The following is a 19941-nucleotide window of genomic DNA, read 5'->3' as shown; positions in this document are numbered from 1 at the left end:
GAAAATCAACAATATAAAAAATAAATTTAATTTACAATACTACTTATAGACGCTGTGAATAGGAAATTAGTATTAATTGTTTTAAATTTGCAAATGATTCTCATAGTTAATTTGAGTTTTCATGGTTATTAGTTTTTTATCCCCGTTCATTCGGGGATTTTGTATTTCTATACTATTTGGCTGGAAATAAACTCCTTAAAAAAAAATCAATCTTCCACTTTCTTTGTGAATCTTATACCATTTAATAAGAGTGATTTTAGTTAAAAATAATGTTTGAATCACTTTATTGAAAAGCTCAATTCGTTTGATATTCTGGCTCAATGTGCTTTTATATATTTACCTTTGTAGGTCTCAATTTCACGTTTATGAAAGCTACTGTTGTTCCGGAAGAGCTTATTGGTGCTCCTTATTATAGAAATTATCTTTCTATAGATTCCATCAATCTGGTTGAATCCTGTTCTCATGATATCGCTGAACAGAGAGGAGGTATGTTTTTGAAAGACCATATGCTTCTTTTTGTGCTGCAAGGCACCAACAGCATTACCCATGGAAAGCAGAAATATATTGTTAATAAGAATGAGATGGTTCTTTTGAAGAAAAACATCAGCATTACCTATGATAAAACAGGTTCTTCAGAAAAGGGAGAAATATACGACAGCATCATGTTTTTTCTGAAAGAAGAGTTTATTTCTGATTTTATTAAAATGGCGGGAATAAAGACCATGAAAACAGAAAGACTCGCCAATGTAAGTGTAAAGCCTGTACACGAACCCCTATTATCTTTTGTTGCTTCTATAAAAGCCCATTTTAATGCGCCTGAAAAAGTCGATAAACGATTGGTAAAGATGAAAATAATGGAGCTCCTTTTTGATTTGGCGCAGGTAGATCATAATTTGCTGTTACAGCTTATTCAGCTTAAAAAGCAATTTACAACAGACATTACTTCTGTTGTAGAAGAAAATTTCATGAGCCCTTTGAAATTAGAAGATCTGGCTTATCTATCCGGTAGAAGCCTCGCCAGCTTTAAAAGAGATTTCAGTACCATATACAAAGTTTCTCCCGCTCAATATATAAAAGAAAAAAGACTTAGTAAAGCTAAAGAACTGCTTGTTTCAACCGATTGGCCCATCACTGAAATATGCTACTCTACTGGTTTTGAAAACATTTCTCATTTTTCAAGAGCATTCAAAGTTTTTTCAGGAAAATCTCCTGTTGATTTTCGAAAAGAACAAATAAAATAAAGATACAGTTCTTGTACAACTGTATCCTTATCTCAAAAAAATTATCTGAATGACTGAAATACCTTCCACATTTCCTCCGCGAAAATATCAGGTTCTTCAAATGCGGCGAAGTGTCCGCCTTTATCAACATGATTCCAGTAAAATATATCAGACCATGCTGCCTCTGCCCATTTCTTTGGAGGTGTAAAAGTTTCGGAAGGGAATAATGTAGCGGCCATCGGCAGGTTGATAATACCGGTAGCAGCTCTTGATGCAGCAAAGAAAAGATGCGTTCGTATCGTACTTCCTACTCCTTCCCAATAGAGACGTGCTGCAGAAGTTCCGGTACCTGTAAACCAATACAAAGAAATATCATTAAGCATTTGTTCCATTGAAAGAGCATCTTCAGGTTTCCCGTTATTATCGGTCCATTCCCAGAATTTTTCATAGATAAAAGTAGCAAGTGCCAATGGCGAATCGTCTAATGCATAGCCAATAGTTTGGGGACGCGTATTCATCATATCTGCATATCCCGATTTTTTATTCAGATAGGCTTCAATTCCATCTATTGCTTTTTGTTCTTCAGCAGTCGGATTTTTAGGATATTTATCAGGGACCACAAAAAGTAAATTAACGTGTGCTGCAAGCAGTCCTTCAGGCTGCATATCTGCCAAAGAATGGGTTACCGCAGATCCAAAGTCTCCTCCCTGCGCTACCCATTTTTTATATCCCAGCTTTTCTGTCATAAGTTGAGCGTAAGCCTTTGCAATGCGTCCGGGGTTCCAGCCTAATTCTCTTGGCTTATCTGAAAAGCCAAAACCAGGCATCGCAGGAATTACTACATGAAATGCATCTTCTGCTTTTCCCCCAAACTTAGTAGGATCTATCAGACGTTCAATAACATCCATAAATTCAATAATAGAACCTGGCCAACCGTGGCTCAACAACAACGGCAAGGCATTTGCATGAGGTGATTGGGCATGAATAAAATAAATTCCGACTCCATCGATCAGGGTTCTGTATTGTGGAAACTGATTGAGACGGGTTTCAAATTTTCTCCAGTCGTATTCGTTTCCCCAATAGTTTGCCAGCTTTTTAGCAGCGGCCAGCGGGACTCCCTGAGACCAGTCAGTTACAAGTTCCTGATCTGGCCATCGGATTTGTTTTAGGCGCTGTTTAAGATCAGTAATAGCATCTTCCGGAATATGTACGGTAAATGGTGTAATTTCCTCGGTTGCTTCCGGCAACACAAAATATGATTGAGTTTGTTGTGACATTTTTTGTTGTATTGTTTTTAAATTTTATTGAAACCTCTTCATCAGAATAAGCGTTGGAGGATTTCAAATGGTAAGATTATTCTGCAACCCGAACCATTTTACGATTGATGAATTCACCAATACCCAGTTCTGAAAGTTCTCTTCCAAAACCAGAGTTTTTAATACCGCCAAATGGCAGATAGGGAGCATCTGAAAAACAGGAATTGATGTACACCATCCCAGACTCAATTTTGGTTGCCATGTGTTTGGCGTGTTCTGTATCTTCGTCAAATATATAGGACCCCAGTCCATAATCTATATCATTGGCAAGATTGATCGCCTGCTCTTCTGTATCTACGACATAAAATGACAGTACCGGCCCGAATGCTTCCTGTTTGTAGAGTGGATTGTCTTTAGATATATTGGTAAAAATTGTAGGTTCCAGATAAAATCCTGGTCGGTTTATCCTCTTGCCGCCGATCACCAGACTTCCGCCGGCCAATTCAGCATCTTCTATTTGTTTTAATAAACCATTCAGAGCTCTTTCGCTGGCTAACGGACCAAGAGCGGTTGATTCGTCATTGGGGTCACCTACTTTAATTTTGGCAAAACGCTCCTTCAGAAGTTCAAGCATTTTTTGACCACGTTCCTGCCCTACAACAATTACCCGTTTTATATTAACACAGCCTTGCCCTGAATTGTATGTTCTTCCCATGACAATCTGCTCTGCGGCATAGTCCAGAGAGGCCCCTTTTAGAATGAGTGCCGGATCGCTGCCACCTAATTCCAGGATCACTTTTTTTAGATTTCTCCCTGCACGTTCCCCTACAGAGATTCCTGCGCGTTCGCTTCCTGTAAGGGCTACTCCTCTCACTCTGAAATCGTCAATGAGCTGACCTACCTGCTCTATGCTGCAAAACAAATTGGTGTATACTCCATCGGGAATTCCTGCTTCTTTAAACAGTTCAGCGAAGGCCAAAGCGCATTGAGGAACATTTTCAGCATGCTTTATCAAGACTACATTTCCTGCAATGATTTGTGGTATTGCAACTCTAGCTAACTGATAGTAAGGGAAATTCCAAGGTTCAATTGCGAGAATGACACCCAATGGTTCGGAAAGAATAGCAGCATCTTTTTCTTCTTCAATCTTCTTGGGAGCAAGCATTTTTTCTGCATTGGCTATGTAATAATCAAATATTCCGACAACCAGATCAACTTCAAGATAACTGAAGCGAGAAATTTTCCCCATTTCCAACGTGGCAAGTTGAGCAAAATAGTCTCTTTTTTCTTTTAAAATTGCTCCTGCTTTTTTTACCATGGAGATTCTTTCGGAAATCGGACGCCATTTCCAATCCTGTTGAAAACTGGTATGCGCGGTGTGTAAAAGTTCGGATACTTCAGTATCTGTCTGATTTGGGAATTCTTTTATAAATTCGCCCGTTGCGGGATTAATTGTATGAAATTTCATTGTAAAATTTTGAGTGTTTAGATATATAAATTGTTTATCTGAAAGAGAATCTAGCCTTGTGCCGCCACTGCTATATCATTCCATTCTTCCCAGATTCTGATCTTCTCAGCATATTCTTTTTTTGTTTTTTGAAACCCTATTTTTCCGAGAAACAGACGAAGAGGTGGCGCAGCAGAGTCTATTAACTGCAGAATGGCAGGAATTGTTGCTTCAGGATCTCCATAATCATGTGGTGGTACTCCAGCAATCTCATGAAGTTTGGATTTCACATGGTCATACGCTGAAATATTTTCACCAATAACCGCTGACTGGCCTCCAAATTCTGTGTTGTATCCGTTAGGTTCTACCAGAGTCAGGTTAATTCCAAGCTCTTTCACTTCCCCTGCCAATGCTTCGCTAAATCCTTCAACAGCGTACTTTGTTGCATTGTAAATTCCTAATGTTGGGATACTGTAGATCCCCAGCACACTGGATAATTGTATGATATGGCCGTACCCCTGTTCTCTAAGTATGGGCAATGCTGCCTGCGTTACCCACAATGTTCCAAAAACATTGGCTTCAAATATGTCTTTAATTACTTTTTCAGGGATTTCTTCTACCGCGCCAAAAACACCATATCCTGCATTGTTGATAAACACATCGATATGACCAAAATGATTTTTTGCATCCTGTACTGCCTGGAAGACAGCATTTCTATCAGTAATATCAAGAGTAATAGCCAACAGCTGATCTTTGTACTGTTGTACTAAATCACCTAAGTTTTGCGCATCTCTGGAGGTTGCTATTACATTGTCGCCTCTTTTAAGAAAGGCTTCTGTCCATAGTTTCCCAAAGCCTTTGGAAACACCGGTTATAAATATTGTTTTACTCATTTTTTATCAATTTTAAGCACTACAAATGTATAAGGTGTTTACGTTTAAGTCTTTTTTAATCGGCTCATATATTTTGATATAACGGCTCATTTTACACATAAAAAAATACGGCTTCCATGATGTCATAGAAACCGTATATTTTCAATATTTAAATCTTTAGAAAAATTTAGAAGGTAAAAAAAGAACAGATTAAAAAATTGAAATATAAAACTTTACACAATATTTATTCATTGTATTTATTCTGATATAATGATGGGGTACCTTCATTTAGCGACTCCTTTTTTTGATTAATCTGATGATATTTTCCCAACCAAAAAACACAACCAAGATGATGATCCCCACCCACCAATAGGATGTTTTATTGGTTTCACCGGTATTGGCAAGCGTAAACATCCGGTCCCATCGGATTTTCAAGGGAGCCTGATATGTAGAGCTATCATTTTTGAAAAGTCCCTGAATGCTTAGCCAGGTTAGTATCGGTTTTCCTACAATATTTTCTTCAGGAACAAATCCAAAAAACCTTCCATCTAAAGAAGCATCTCTATTGTCTCCGATCATCATATAATAATCTTGCTGAATGGTGTAGTGTGTGGTTTCCTTTCCATTGACAAAGATTTTTCCATTTTTGCGTTCTAGCCTGTTATGTTCATAATCTTTAATAATCCATTCGTACATAGGTAATGACTCCTGATTCAGTGTCACTCTATCATTTTTTTTAGGAATTCTTACCGGACCGTACCAATGAGGATTCCATTTTTTATTGATAGGGAAAATAGATTGTGCTGTATCTATGCTTTTGGTGTAAGCAGAGCGATCGGAATTTAATTGATAGGCAATGGCTGCAGAATCTTTAGGCCATGCCGTCTGTAATACACGTTGCACTTCTTCATCCTTCTTGAGTTCGGATGCAACTTTATCCGTTAACCCCTGAAATGCATAGGTAAAACCCATATTAGTCTGATATTCAGTCAAAGGTAAATAGCCATATGCTTTATACAGTGAGGAAATATTCATCGGGGTTAACGTTCTGATGGTAAATGAATGCTGTAAAAACTGATCTCCCATCATATGTTCGGGCTTACCATTAATGAAAAACTTACCGTTTCTAATTTCAAAAATATCTCCTGCCACGGCCACATTTCTTTTAACATACGGATCCATCCGGTCAATAGCTTTATGTACTGAGTCTCTCGGATAATTGATCACTACCAGCTCATTCCTTTTGGGTTTCTGAAACTGAAAAATTCTTTCATACGGGAGCTTTACAGATTCTATATAGGATTTAGGGTCGTCTTTTGGATTTCCTTTTTTTCCTGTATCCATAATCGTTCCCTGCAAAAATGGTATTGACAGAGGACGCATGGGTAATCGGTATCCGTAGCTCCATTTGTTAACAAACAAAAAATCACCCACCAGCATTGTATTTTCCATGGATCCTGTTGGAATTCCGAAAGGCTGAGCTACAAAAACATGAATAACCGTAGCAAAAACGACTGCAAATGTAAGAGAACCTGCAAAAGAATCTTTTTTTGTGCTGCTTTCACTGAAAATATCTTCATCTGAAGACTCTTCCTGAAGTATTTTGTTTTTCGAATAGTTAACAATTCCTATATAAATAAAAGGAAGCAAAAGAGTAAGAACCTGATCTTTTAATGCCCCTTTTCCAAACTTTTTCATAAGATAAAGATGGAAAACAGATAACATAATTGGGCCTACCACAGGTAAGTAGGCCAGAATGACCCACCACTTTGGATGTTGGGTTTCCTTTTGGATGATATAATAATTGTAAAAAGGAATGCAGCTAAACAGCGGATGATACCCCATGATTTTATACAATCTCCAGCTAGAAACTCCCATTAATAGGGATAGGATGAGCACATACCCGGTGTAAATTAAAAAATAGTCCATATAACGGCAGAGTTAATATTAAATTTGATTCGATCTCATCAGATAAAAGATCTATTGTTTTTTGACAAAAAAAGAGAAACTATTACCCATAATCTGCTTAAACACAGTATTGCAGCAAATTGTTGGGTAATAAATTTCTCTTCGAAGCATAAAATAGAAATAATGATTAGTTATGATTGTTGAATAATCCCTTAGTCATATTGTGTTTTTGTCGTTACAGCATACTTTCCTCCTCCCGTGATGATGAGCAGCACCGCTCCTGAAAAGTATAGGAAAATCAGTTCTATTTGCCATCCTCCATTGGTTGGATTGGTGGAAAAGAAATCTGAAGTATGCATCAATAGAAAAGCATTGAGCAAAGTTGCTGCTAAAACTGCCGATGCTATACGTGTTTTAATACCCAGAATAATCATGATAGGAGCCACAATTTCCCCTATATAAGAGCCATAGGCAATAAAACCGGGAAGTCCTTTTGAGGCTAATATTTCTATGATCCAGTTCACGCCGTTTGAGAGTTTGTAAAAGCCGTGAAATAACATCAAAACGCCTATAGATACACGATGGATAAGTATAGCTAAACTATGTTTGTTTATACTATGTAAAGAAGTAATTGTATTCATTTTGTCAACGAAGTTTTATGTATTTTTATTGAAAACATTTATGATGACGGATGCAGAAAAACAGTGCTGATCAGAGCCTTCTGTATTGTAGAAGTTCTGATTTTTTTCAATCCCACATTCTAATCATTCTTATTGTTTTTGTTGATGACAAAGTTACAGTAGCTTGTTCATGCAGAAGTTATCCCGATCAAACCAAGATTTGGCCAATCCAATCCATTGTATTGAATCATTTAAAAAAGTGGCTCTGTATTGAACTGATGGATGAAATCTGTACAGAAATATAGTCCTTATACCAACAGGAAAGACTGCTCATAAGAACAGCCTTTCTTTATAAAAATATAATAGTAAAAATAAATTATTGCAAATATTAATTTCTTTGATACTCGTTTTTTTAATAAACTTATTTCAATTGAAAATAATTAATGATCAGAAACAGGAATTACAGTATTCGTATTTCGCTTCTTTCTTAGAAATATAAGGAGTAAGGGCAACGAAAATGTAAATGCAAACCCAATAAAGATATAAGAATCCAGGTAGCTTAAAAGTGCGGTTTGCTTTACAACAGTTTTTTCGAGTACTCCAAAAGCCTTTTGCTGGGCATCATACAACGCAAATCCTTTACTTTGAAACAACGCTGTATAACTTTGTAATCGCTGCGAAACATTGAGATTTTCGGGAGTAAGGTGGGAAAGTAAATCCATCCTGTGCTGGGCCATTTGTCTCGCAATATAAGTATTGATAATAGATATTCCGAATGATCCTCCAAGCTGTCTCATCATATTGTTTATGGCCGTTCCCTGAGCCATATCTTTTGCTTCCAGGGATGATATCGCAAGTGTTGATAAAGGTACCGTAAGCAATGCCATTCCAATTGCTCTATAGATCAGATTGATGGAAATAGCGGTGAAAGAAACATCCAGATCTACCCGCGACATACTGTAATTAAAGAAAATAAAACTGGCAAATCCCAATAAGACGATGAGTGCAGGAGGAACCCCTTTCTGCAGCAATTTTCCGGTAATGATTAACGCGAATACCGCAACAATAGAACCCGGTAACAGCATCTGCCCCGCAAGAGAAGGGGTAAAACCCAACAACCGCTGTACAAAGACAGGTGTAAGATATATGGAAGTGAACATCCCTACCCCTGTAATAAATGTTAGAATCGCAGAGATACTTAATGAAGGATTTTTCAGCAATGAAATTTTTACAACAGGATAAGGTGTCGTTAGTTCCCGATACACAAACAGCACAAGAGAAATAACTGCTGCAACGGTAAGCCAGATAATATATCTTGTTGCAAACCAATCTTCTGTTTCACCCCGCTCAAGCAAGGTTTGTAATGAACCTACTCCGATGATCAGCAAGATAATTCCAGGCCAATCTATCTGTTTCACTTTTTGTCTGGTGGGAGACTCCGGCAGTAACCTAAAACATGAAATTGCCGCCAGAATACCTACCGGAATATTAATATAAAAAATCCAGTTCCAGGAATAGTTATCTGTAATATAGCCTCCTAAAGTTGGGCCTATGGTAGGCCCAATAAAAACCCCTATTCCAAACAATGCGCTTGCAATATTCTGTTTTTCCTTAGGAAAACATTCATAAACTACCATTGCAGAAACGGACAGCAAGGCTCCTCCTCCTATTCCCTGTAAGAAGCGGAAAGCTACCAGCTCCCAGATATTGGTGGCATTTCCGCACATAAAAGAGCACAACGTAAACAGAATGATAGAACCGATATAATAATTCCTTCGCCCCAAATTATTGGTAAGGAAACTTGTCATAGGAATGATAATTACATTGGCAATCCCATAAGAGGTGATCACCCACGATGTGTCCTCCAAAGTAGCACCTAGATTACCACTCATGTGGTTCAGGGCAACATTTACAATTGAAGTATCTATTAACTCCATTATAGCGGCAGAAATAACCGTTATAATCAGTATGAGTCTTTTCCAGCTGTTTTCTGTCTCAGATTTCATTATATTGATTTTAAAATATACCGATTGGTATTATATTGTTTAAAAAATTTTCTTCCTTTAAATTATAAATCTTCAGCCATAAGAAATGATTGATGCAAGCTCAAACCTATTTCAGCAGTAATCTCAAAAGCTCTATATTTCTGGTAAGAAAATATTGCTTTAAAATCATCAATTTTCATACTGCATATTCTATTCTTTCTGTCTCGTTATATGGTTGATGGATTTAATTATTTCATTTTATACCGATCGGTATTTTAATAAGTAAAAAAAACCGGAGTGGTCTATTTCTTTAACCCGATATAAAATTTAAAATTTTCAGGATACAAAAATATAAAAAATATACCGTTTAGTATATTTTTAAATTAAAAAAATTGATCATCCCACTTTCTCGTCAAATTTATAATGTGAAAAATACGTTCAAGAGGGCCGGAAAAATAGTCATTGAAATTTTGTCTGATAAGAGCCACTCTATGATCAGGATGATTGGATATAGTAAATTTTGATTTGATCGGGATAACTACAGAATTTATGGCCCACTGTACATTTGCTAAAGAAGATCGGGTAAAAATGACGATAGATCTTCAGTTCGAAAAATAGCTAACATAAATTCCAAACAAAAAATGAAAAAGTCAATCATCAAAAAAGTATTGTTTTTAGGTTTATTAGTATTGAGCATCACTTATTATGCTCAAAACAGTAAAAAGAATGAGGCCGAAAAAGCCCTGAAAAAGATTAAAGAATTAGCTGCTGCTGATCAGATTGTTTCCAAAAATTTAGAAACCTTTCAGACCTTAGATTTTGTAGTTTTCAGTAACAAAGAATGGTCAAGACTTCATGAAAGTCATTCTAAAGATATTGTGGTTCATTTTCCGGACGGGCACATTGAAAAAGGAATAGACCAGCACATCAATACTTTAAAAGCAATGTTTGTGTATGCTCCAGACACAAAAATTAAAGAACAGCCCTTCAGATTGGGTAAAGACAGCATTACCGCTGTGATGGGTTTCATGGAAGGAACATTTACAAAACCAATGCCTATGCCTGATGGAACATTTATTCAACCTACCGGTAAAACTTTCAAACTGCCAATGGCAACCATTGCGGTCTGGAATAAAAAAGGCACCATGAGTGAGGAATATCTGTTCTGGGACAACCAGGCATTTATGAATCAGATTATGGATCGCAAAAGCAAATGATAAATAATCCAAAATGGGAAGCCTGACAGGCTTCCCGTTGTATTATGAGCTTATAATGGCACTACCAATCATTACTTGTTTCATGGTTTTTTGTCATCGCTTGTCTAAGATCCGAAATGATGGCTACTATTTTTTCATCTGACTTTACTTTAATATCTCTCCATACTTTGTCATTAGCTCCTCCTCTGCTTGGTTGTGGGGCGTTTTCATCTACTGTAAGAAGTCCGTAACTTATGGGTCTGTTCCCATCAAAATATGAACCTTCATGGGTCAGTGAATGAATCGTATATTTATACTTTCCGTCTTTAAGATAAATATTAATTTTAAAATGGATATTTCCTACAATACACCATAATCCAAAAAACATTTTTTTAGTCCTATATCTAAAAGATCCATTTCCAGAAATTTCTCCCGTATCTTTATCCTGAATGGTTAGAACTTCCCCTTCATCTTTAAAACTTTTTGCAAACCATGTTCTTGCTCTATTATAAAGTTCTTCTTTCGTTACAGAAGAATCTACCGGAATAACTTCTTCATAGGTTAGCTCCTGGCAAAATAATAAAGAATTCAATAATAAAAATGTTAACAGAATTATCTTTCTCATGTGCTGTTTCTCTTGTGTAATTTGTTGAACAAATATAGAAATACAAGGCATTTGCAGAATACGGATATCCGTAAAGCCAATACTATAATATCTTCAAATATTTTTTATATTATATTTATTCATTGAACTTTTTGATTACGGGTTCAAACCTTATAGGTTTTTGAGACCTATAAGGTTTCGATAAACTGATTAAAAGAACAATCCCTTTAAAAGAGCAGGTAGCCGTAACCATATTTTCAGTTTATCACCAGCCTGAATTGCTAATCTTCTGAAAATTATGTTCTGTAAAAACTATAAACAGGACCAAACCCCAATATTATAACCATTAGATCTTTTTTTATACTATATTTATCCCTTAAACTTTTAGCCCTATCATGATAAAGAATAAAGGATTGCTGACTGATAAAACCGCTGCGACCATTCGTAAAATTTTCACCCTCAGCTTTATTACAAAGTCAATATTCCTTTTTTCCCAAAATCTGAATGAAGATTTGGCCCACGCTATACAAGACGCAGACAGTATTGTATTGACAAGTCATGCAGACCTCATATCAGACACTGAAAGACCAGGAAAAAGTACAATAAGAGTAACGCGACCTTTGCTAAAAGATGGAATTCCGAACAGTGAAATCATAAGAAAAAAAGCGATACTCACTTCGGAGGCAAAACAGGAACTCATCAACATTATAAAAGGGCAGAAAAAAGATAAGCCATGGGATGGGAACTATTGTTTTGAACCCCATAATACGCTGTTTATTTATAAGGCAAAACAGTGGTCATATATTGATTTCTGCTTCGGATGCGATCATTACTATTTCTCAAAAGGACTTCCGGTAAACAAGGAAGAATTTCTGATGACTTATGACGATTGGAGAACCCTGGATGCATTTTTCCGGAAACAGGGAGCACATTGGGAAGGTCCCATGAAAGACATCAGAATTGATCGCTCCGGAAAGTAATCAATTCTGATTGCAGTTGTTAAAAATTATTCTGCTTTATTTTTCAGCATCATCAAAAGGCTATACGCTCCTTTCTGTACAATTTTCTTATCCTTTAAAAAATCAGCTTTTGTAATCTCAGTAAACTGACCATCAGAAATTCCGGTTATCACTGGAATCATTTTATAACCTGACTTCCCGAGGTCTTCGAAAACATAATTTCTATTTTCATAGGAAACAACGGCTTCATTGGGAAGCCCCAGCGTATAACGGCTGCTGATATTTACTTCAGCATTTACATACATTCCTTTTACAAAATCTGTATTTACAGATGAGAGTTTGGCTACAGCGGTTGCAGAACCTCCATTTTCAATACTTGGAACCACGCTTACAATTTTAGCATGGGATTTTACATCAGGTTTCTGGTTATTGTACACCATAATTTCTTCACCCACCTTTACATCATTCACATCGTTTTCAAAAACCTTCAATTCCAAAAGTAATCCGGCAGGATTAATCAGTTCAAACAAAGTATCGGCAGGGTTAATATACTGCCCGTTATTCACCAGAATCTTACTTACAAACCCTGCAAATGGAGCGTAAATATTAATTCTGCTTCGGATATTTCCTGTTGTCAAAACTTTCGCATTAATCCCAATGATACGAAGCTTTTCTTCAAGTCCTTTTAAAGTTGCATTTAGGGTTGAATAATCTGCCTGAGCGGTCTGCATGGTTTTGTCACTGCTGGCTTTGCTTGTATTAAGGTCTTTCTGACGGTTGAAATTCAATCTTGCGGCTTCCAGTTGGGCTTTTGTCACCAGGTAATCCTGCTGAAGCTGTATAAACTGAGGATCTTCAACAACAGCCAGTACCTGACCTTTGTTGAAATGGCTTCCATTGATGATATTGATAGATTTGATATGGCCTCCCATAATACTTGAAAGAGAGCTGATATGTGAAGGCGCAATCTCTGCTTTACCATTAAGACGAACCAGTTTCTCCATATTTCTGTTCTGAATGAAAGTCGTCGTTATGCCGGTCGACTGAAGCTGCTGTTCCGTAAGATGAACCGTATTTTCGGTGCTTTTACTGAATTTTTTGTTTTCATAAACGGTTTTCTCTTCTTCTTTTTTTCCTGAACAAGAAGATAAAACAAGAACTAAAGCAAGGCTGTATATTGATATTTTTTTAAAGTGCATCACGCTGTTATTTTGAAATTAAGAAATTAAGTTCGGCTCCAATCTGATTCAGTTTTTCCAGTTGATCGATGTAGTCTGCTTTTGTTTTTACAGCCTGATTCACCAATATTACCCAGTTCAGATAATCTATCTCCCCGACTTCCATTTGTTTTTGAGCTGTTTTTAAAATGGTTTCAGACTTTGGAAGCTGTTTTTGCTCATAGTTTTCAATGATTTTCTGCTGATTCATATAATTGCTGATCTGCTGATTCAATCTGTTTCTGAGTTCAATCTCTTTTCTCTGATACTGATTTTCTGTAATGGCAATCTTCGCCTGTGCCGCTTTTGCCAATGCTCTCTGCCCTTTTGTAAACAAAGGAATTCCAACACCCACCTGAACCGAATTGAACCGATTATTATTAATGTTTTTCATACTTTGATTGGTGTATCCTACCAAAAGATCGGGAAGCAGTCTGCTTTTTTCTAATTGTACTTCTGCCTCTCCCACTTTAATCTGCTGTTGAAGGTATTGAAGTTCCGGGTGTTGTTTCACACGGTCTTCAGAAATCTGAAGAGCAATATCCATAATCGGTTTTTCTGCTACAGGCTGATAGGCTTGGTCCGACTGAAGGAGCAGCTGAAGCTGTAATTTTGAAATAGTAAGATCATTTTCAAGGCTGGTCAGCTGTACTTTTATCTGTTCATTCTGAATTTCTGCAGTAGATTCTTCCAGAATATTGGCTTCTCCTTTTTTTAATCTTAAAGAGGCTTTCTCCGCAAAATTGTGATACAGCCTGCTGATGTATTCCAATACTTTTTTCTTTTCCTGAAGTACTATAATTTTATAGAAAACATCTGTCACTTCTTTGGTAAGCTGAGATTTTGTGAGATTTTGGTTGATTACACTCGCCGTCCATTCAGCATTCAGCATCTGCTTTCTTTTAGAATAAACTGTGGGAAAACTGAATCTTTGAGATATTCCGAATGAATTATCTGTTTCCTCCCCCTGAATCTGCCCAAAACCTCCGGTCAATTCCAACTGAGGAATATCCAGATAACTTGCTTTTAATTTCTCCTGATATTCAGAAATTAATTTTGAGTTTCTAAATGTTCCGTTCTGCTGGAAAGCTTTTTCCAAAGCCTGATCATACGTAATGTTTTCCTGGGCACTGATACTTCCGAAAGAAATCAGCAACAAGAAAACAGACAGTTTTTTATAATTATTTTTTTTAGAAAATTTCATTTTATCTTTATTAATATGTTCAAACAAAACGTAGAGAATAGGAAGTACGAATAAGGTTAAAAGAGTGGCCAACATCAGACCACCAATCACAACGGTAGCCAATGGCCTCTGAACTTCTGCGCCCGCTCCGCTGCTTATCGCCATAGGAAGAAATCCGAGAGATGCCACAAAAGCCGTCATCAAAACCGGACGAAGCCTGATTCTTGTTCCCATCAGTACAATTCTGCTGGTATTGTTGAGTCCGTTCTTTTTCAATCGGTTAAATTCTGATATCAAAACAATTCCATTAAGTACTGCAACCCCGAATAATGCTATAAATCCTACTCCCGCACTGATACTGAAAGGCATTCCTCTTAAAGCAAGAAAATATACTCCTCCAATTGCAGATAAAGGAATGGCGGTGTAGATCAAAAGGCTGTGTTTTACGGATCCGAAAGCAAAGAATAACAATAGGAAAATCATCACTAGAGAAATAGGAACGGCAACTCCCAGTCTTGCTTTTGCTTCATTCAGGTTTTCAAATGTTCCTCCATAAGAAATGGTATATCCCGGAGAAAACTTAAGATTTTTGCCTGCTTTCTGCTGAAGTTCTTCCACAATGCTCTGTACATCTTTTCCTCTTGCATTAAACCCAACAATGATTCTTCTTTTGGTATCTTCTCTCTGAATCTGGTTTGGGCTGTTTTTAAGTTCTACTGTAGCCAGCTGAGACAAAGGAACCTGCTCTCCTGAAGCCGTAGGAACCAATAAATTCTGAATGCTTGTAAGGTCTTTTTTATATTCATTATCCATTCTGACAACGATATCAAATTTTTTCTCACCCTCATACAACGCTCCCGCTGTCTGCCCGGCAAAAGCCATATTGATTACTCTATTGATTTCTGCTACGGAAATACTGTGGCGGGAAAGTTCAGAACGATTATAGTCGATCACTACCTGTGGTGCACCTACAACCGGCTCTATATAAAGATCCTGCGCTCCTTTTACAGTATTGATGATGCTTCCCAGCTTTTTGGCATACACCGTAAGGCTGTCCAGGTTTTCACCATAAATTTTACAGACTACGTCCTGTCTGGCTCCTGTCATCAGCTCATTAAAACGCATTTGCACAGGAAACTGGAAACTGGTCGTTAACCCGGGAATAATCTTCAAAGCCTTGCTCATTTTATCAGACAGTTCCGGGAATGATTTCGCAGAGGTCCATTCTTTTTTAGGTTTCAAAACAATGATCATATCTCCTGCATCCATAGGCATTGGTTCTGTAGGGATTTCTGCACTACCGATCTTCACGACAATTTTCTGTATTTCAGGAAACTGTTTCAAAAGAATACGGGAAGCCTGTGTCGTTACTTTTTTGGTTTCGTTGATGTTGCTTCCCTGTAGAATTCTCATTTCCACTGCAAAATCTCCTTCTTCCAGGGATGGAATAAATTCACCCCCCATTTTCGATAAGGTATAAACAGCTCCGACGAAAAGTACCAGCACCGTAATGATGATGGTTTTTCTGAATTTAAGAGCTTTCATCAGAAGTTTTTGATGTCCCGTTTCCACTTTTGCCATCACCCTGTCTGAAATATTCTCTTTTTCTTTTTTCTTCCTGCTCAATACCAGAGAACTCATCATCGGAATATAGGTAAGTGAAAGGATAAAAGCCCCTATTAAAGCAAATGCAACGGTCTGTGCCATAGGTTTAAACATTTTACCTTCAATTCCCTGAAGGGTAAAAATCGGAAGGTAAACAATCAAAATAATAATCTGCCCGAAAACAGCACTGTTTACCATTTTTGTTGCCGAGCTGGAAACCTGCTCATCCATTTCGTTTTTGCTGAGCATATTATCTTTTCCGAAATGTTTTTTATGGGCTAGCTGATGCAGTACTGCTTCTACAATAATAACAGCACCATCTACAATAAGACCAAAATCTAAAGCACCCAGACTCATCAGATTTCCTCCTACGCCAAAGATGTTCATCATAATAATGGCAAAAAGCATTGCCAAAGGAATAACAGAAGCAACCAATAAACCTGCTCTGAAGTTGCCTAAGAAGAGTACAAGAATAAAAACAACAATCAGAGCTCCTTCCATCAGGTTGGTCTTTACAGTACTGATTGTATTGTTCACCATTTTGGCGCGGTCCAGGAAAGGCTCAATAACGACTCCTTCCGGTAAGGATTCCTGTATTTTTTCAAGTCTCTGCTTGATATTTCCAATAACCTCATTCGCATTTTCTCCTTTAAGCATCAGAACAATAGCGCCTGAAACTTCCCCTGTATCATTAAAAGTCATCGCCCCATATCTTGTGGCATATCCTATCTTTACAGATGCTACATCTTTGATATGAACAGGAATTCCTTCTTTGGTTTCTGCAACCTGAATGTTTCCGATATCTTCTGTATTGCCCAAAAGCCCTTCGCTTCGGATAAAAAGAACAGTTTCTTTTTTCTCAATATAAGCCCCACCTGTATTTTGGTTATTCTTTTCAAGCGCCGCAAAAACATCGTTGATATTGATATTGAATGCCTGAAGTCTGTTAGGATTAATGGCTATTTCGTACTGTTTCAGCTTACCTCCAAAGCTGCTGACATCTGCTACTCCTTTTGTTCCCAGAAGCTGACGTCTTACCACCCAATCCTGAATGGTTCTCAGCTCTGTTTCATCATATACATTTTCGTATCCTTTTTTGGCTCTTACCACATACTGAAAAATTTCTCCCAGTCCTGTTGATATAGGCCCCAGTTCTGGTTTTCCGATACCTTCGGGAATGTTATCCTGAACAAGTTGCAGACGTTCCTGAACCTGCTGACGGGCCCAGTAGACATCTGTTTTATCATCGAAAACAACCGTTACCAGGGAAAGTCCGAAGCGTGAAAGACTTCTAAGCTCGGTAATCCCGCTGATATTACTGGTGGCCTGCTCAATAGGAAAGGTAACCAGTCGTTCTATATCTGCAGCTCCATAGGAAGGTGCTGTGGTAATGATCTGAACCTGGTTATTGGTAATATCAGGTTGTGCATCAATAGGAAGTCTGGTGGTTTCGTACACTCCAAAAAGGATGAGAGCTGCTGTAAACAGAGCAATGATGAGTTTATTCTTTACAGAAAACTCAATAATTTTATTTAACATGAAAAAACTATTAATTAATCATTCGGAATGCCTATGATTGCAGAACATTTTACAGAAGTATACTATACTCCACCCCATTTATACCTCAATTAATATTTCCCAAGATGAGAAATTGTAGACCCTTTGGTTTTGTAATTCAGAAGATGGGAGTTTTCTAAAAACTTAAGTATTAAAAACAAAGTTTTTATACCTTCTGTAATAATGTAAAAGCATGATTACAGTGCATGACGAATTGATTGATATGTAACAAGAATTGATTACTTTAAGTACACAACATAAAGTATTAATTTTCAGTTCGAAATCAACTACGAAAGCCGCGGTGGCTGGAAAATTCGGGAAAGGTAAAGGTTTGAGAAATCTTTTTCCTGATAGATACTGTTTTTCTGAGGAACAGGCTCTTCTTTAGGTTTTTTGATCTCGAAAGTAAGTTCGGGAAGTTGTGCGTGTACAGTAAGTACAATAGGTGGATTGATGAAAGGCAGCTTTTGATCGGCATCCCAGTCAGCATCCTTTTGGTGATTATCATAATGTTCCATGACAAATTCTGAAAGACTTCCCTGGTATTCTATAAAATGCTGTACGAACATAGGCACTTTGAGTACTTCCCCCGCATTGGTGGTAGCCAGCACATACATCATCGAGCATAATATGGAGAACCATTTTATCATTCCTGCAAATATAGGGCTTAAATTTTTGTCTGAAAAGCCCTTCAGTATTAATTTTCTTTTAATTACTATAGCCCAGAACAGGCTCATACATCATTTGATCATTAAGAATTTTCAGGAAAAGGCTCATTGCCGGACTGATCCATTTATTGGAATGATAAGCCGTGATCATCGTCACTGTACACTGAAATCCTTTGATGGTAATTTCCTTGATCTCTCCTTTTTTAATCTCTTCATCTACTACAAAATGTGGCAAACAGGCTATTCCCAGATTATTTATAATGCTTTTTTTGATTGCTTCTATGCTCCAGAGTTCAATACTTTGCCCTGTCCTGATATTTTTTTTCTTAAGATATTCTTCAAAACGCTGTTGATAAACCCCATTCACGTCATTGTTGATGATAGAACATGATTTTATCTGATCTTTCTTATCAAAGTTTTTTTCCTGTTCAGAAAATTGTGGTGAAGCCATCACCCCTACGGTAAAAGAGCTCAGTTCCGTTACTTTGATCTGATCATCATACCCATGTACCTGGTAGTGAATTCCCAGGTCAATATCATTCCGGATAATCTCTTTCTGTACTTCGTAGCAGTTTCTTACCTTTAATTTCAATCTTACATCGGGAGCCATTTCCACAAACTTTTTAAGCACAGGCTGTAAAATATAGGTTAAAAGACTGTCCGAAACCGACATGGTAAGACTTCCTTCTACTTTCTGATCCTTTGAATTCAGCTGTTTGATCTGCTCTATTTCCTCTTCTATTTTTTTAATGTGCGGGATCAGCTTTAAAGATTGGGCAGTAGGCAGCATTCTTCTTCCTATTTTTTCAAACAGGGGAAATTTAACCTCATTCTCAAGCTGCTGAATCTGGTAACTGATGGCAGATAGAGAATAGTTGAGTTCTTTGGCAGCATCCTGAAAATTTCCTTTTTCTACAATTGTTTTAAAACTTTTGAGCTGATGAAAGTCCATACTTCAATTTTTTCGAAGTAAAAGTATGAATAATTCCGATTGACTGAAGTATATAAGCTGATTAATTTTGCTAAAAAAAGATATGTGGTTTTCATTTTTCATTTACACTGTTCTCACAGCACTTCTTCCCGGTCCCAATAATATTCTGGCCTTAAACAGTACCATGAAATCAGGATATAAGAACAGTAAAGCACTTCTGTTTGGGATATATTCAGGATTTACCGTTGTAATGATATTGGCTGCTGTTTTTACCAGTCTCCTTCTCAACTCTTATGGTTTTCTGCTTAATTATCTGAAATATATAGGAGCAGCCTATCTTATTTACCTTGCCTGGTCGGTAATTTCAGGAAAACCGGCAGAACTGGATCAGAACAAAGAAGAATATACTTCTAAAAAAACAGAAGATTTTTGGAAAGGATTTCTATTGCAGTTGGTGAATGTTAAAATTATTATTTACGGAATCACGGCATTCAGCAGTTTTATTTTTCCTCAGTTCAATGAACAGTGGATCATCCTTATTTTTGCTTTCCTGCTTTCTTTTATTGGAAATTCAGCCACCTGGATCTGGGCAGTAGCCGGGCAAAGGCTTCATCAGTTCTTAAACCGTCATTATAAAATCGTCAATACGGTGATGGGAGTCCTTTTGTTATACTGTGCGGTTAGCTTATTCTTATAAAAACAAAAAATACATT

Annotated in this window: 15 protein-coding genes; 4 read left to right on the top strand and 11 right to left on the bottom strand. The window is 37.2% G+C overall.

The window, feature by feature from the left end:
• Positions 1-365 precede the first annotated feature (365 nt).
• On the top strand, positions 366-1241 hold the full coding sequence (locus ACQ76T_RS05540; protein WP_431342336.1) for a helix-turn-helix domain-containing protein: 876 nt from the start codon (positions 366-368) through the stop codon (positions 1239-1241).
• 41 nt (positions 1242-1282) lie between these two features.
• Here the strand turns inward: ACQ76T_RS05540 and ACQ76T_RS05535 are convergent, their stop codons facing one another.
• The 6 genes from ACQ76T_RS05535 to ACQ76T_RS05510 all read right to left on the bottom strand — a co-directional run bounded on the left by ACQ76T_RS05535 (position 1283) and on the right by ACQ76T_RS05510 (position 9329).
• Positions 1283-2497 (bottom strand): epoxide hydrolase family protein, encoded by a 1215-nt coding sequence (locus ACQ76T_RS05535; RefSeq protein WP_431342335.1) that lies wholly within the window; start codon positions 2495-2497, stop codon positions 1283-1285.
• A 76-nt stretch (positions 2498-2573) separates the two neighbouring features.
• Positions 2574-3944: an aldehyde dehydrogenase family protein gene (locus tag ACQ76T_RS05530; RefSeq protein ID WP_431342334.1), complete on the bottom strand. Its 1371-nt coding sequence runs from the start codon at positions 3942-3944 to the stop codon at positions 2574-2576.
• A gap of 50 nt (positions 3945-3994) precedes the next feature.
• Entirely contained in the window at positions 3995-4816 is an 822-nt protein-coding gene (locus ACQ76T_RS05525; protein ID WP_431342333.1) for an SDR family NAD(P)-dependent oxidoreductase, read from the bottom strand.
• Between the two features lie 267 nt (positions 4817-5083).
• Positions 5084-6724: a signal peptidase I gene (gene lepB / locus ACQ76T_RS05520; RefSeq protein ID WP_431342332.1), complete on the bottom strand. Its 1641-nt coding sequence runs from the start codon at positions 6722-6724 to the stop codon at positions 5084-5086.
• Positions 6725-6915: 191 nt separating this feature from the next.
• A complete protein-coding gene (locus ACQ76T_RS05515; RefSeq protein ID WP_431342331.1) occupies positions 6916-7344 on the bottom strand; it encodes a DoxX family protein in 429 nt (142 codons plus the stop codon).
• 419 nt (positions 7345-7763) lie between these two features.
• Positions 7764-9329 (bottom strand): DHA2 family efflux MFS transporter permease subunit, encoded by a 1566-nt coding sequence (locus tag ACQ76T_RS05510; protein ID WP_431342330.1) that lies wholly within the window; start codon positions 9327-9329, stop codon positions 7764-7766.
• A gap of 620 nt (positions 9330-9949) precedes the next feature.
• Here ACQ76T_RS05510 and ACQ76T_RS05505 point away from each other — a divergent pair.
• Positions 9950-10525 (top strand): ester cyclase, encoded by a 576-nt coding sequence (locus ACQ76T_RS05505; protein WP_431342329.1) that lies wholly within the window; start codon positions 9950-9952, stop codon positions 10523-10525.
• A gap of 61 nt (positions 10526-10586) precedes the next feature.
• Here ACQ76T_RS05505 and ACQ76T_RS05500 read toward each other — a convergent pair whose 3' ends face one another.
• A complete protein-coding gene (locus tag ACQ76T_RS05500) occupies positions 10587-11129 on the bottom strand; it encodes a DUF4468 domain-containing protein (RefSeq protein ID WP_431342328.1) in 543 nt (180 codons plus the stop codon).
• Between the two features lie 374 nt (positions 11130-11503).
• Here ACQ76T_RS05500 and ACQ76T_RS05495 point away from each other — a divergent pair, with 374 nt between their 5' ends.
• Positions 11504-12088 carry a hypothetical protein gene (locus ACQ76T_RS05495; RefSeq protein WP_431342327.1) on the top strand — a complete coding sequence of 195 codons (585 nt, stop codon included), beginning with the start codon at positions 11504-11506 and terminating at the stop codon, positions 12086-12088.
• A 26-nt stretch (positions 12089-12114) separates the two neighbouring features.
• Here the strand turns inward: ACQ76T_RS05495 and ACQ76T_RS05490 are convergent, their stop codons facing one another.
• From ACQ76T_RS05490 to ACQ76T_RS05475, 4 genes are all read right to left on the bottom strand, one after another.
• The gene (locus ACQ76T_RS05490) at positions 12115-13266 is read right to left on the bottom strand and encodes an efflux RND transporter periplasmic adaptor subunit (protein ID WP_431342326.1); all 1152 of its coding nucleotides are present in this window, start codon (positions 13264-13266) and stop codon (positions 12115-12117) included.
• A gap of 7 nt (positions 13267-13273) precedes the next feature.
• Positions 13274-17611 (bottom strand): CusA/CzcA family heavy metal efflux RND transporter, encoded by a 4338-nt coding sequence (locus ACQ76T_RS05485; RefSeq protein ID WP_431342325.1) that lies wholly within the window; start codon positions 17609-17611, stop codon positions 13274-13276.
• Between the two features lie 305 nt (positions 17612-17916).
• The gene (locus tag ACQ76T_RS05480; protein ID WP_431342324.1) at positions 17917-18279 is read right to left on the bottom strand and encodes a hypothetical protein; all 363 of its coding nucleotides are present in this window, start codon (positions 18277-18279) and stop codon (positions 17917-17919) included.
• A 58-nt stretch (positions 18280-18337) separates the two neighbouring features.
• Positions 18338-19249, bottom strand: coding sequence for a LysR family transcriptional regulator (locus ACQ76T_RS05475; protein ID WP_431342323.1), 912 nt, complete (start codon positions 19247-19249; stop codon positions 18338-18340).
• 82 nt (positions 19250-19331) lie between these two features.
• On the opposite strand from ACQ76T_RS05475, the gene ACQ76T_RS05470 reads away from it, so the two are divergent.
• Positions 19332-19925, top strand: coding sequence for a LysE family transporter (locus ACQ76T_RS05470; protein ID WP_431342322.1), 594 nt, complete (start codon positions 19332-19334; stop codon positions 19923-19925).
• Positions 19926-19941: the final 16 nt, after the last annotated feature.

Source organism: Chryseobacterium sp. JK1, from assembly GCF_050632815.1.
In the GTDB taxonomy this organism is placed as follows: Bacteria; Bacteroidota; Bacteroidia; order Flavobacteriales; family Weeksellaceae; genus Chryseobacterium.
The sequence above is the reverse complement of the archived record's forward strand: the minus strand, read 5'-3'. Positions and strand labels throughout refer to the sequence as shown.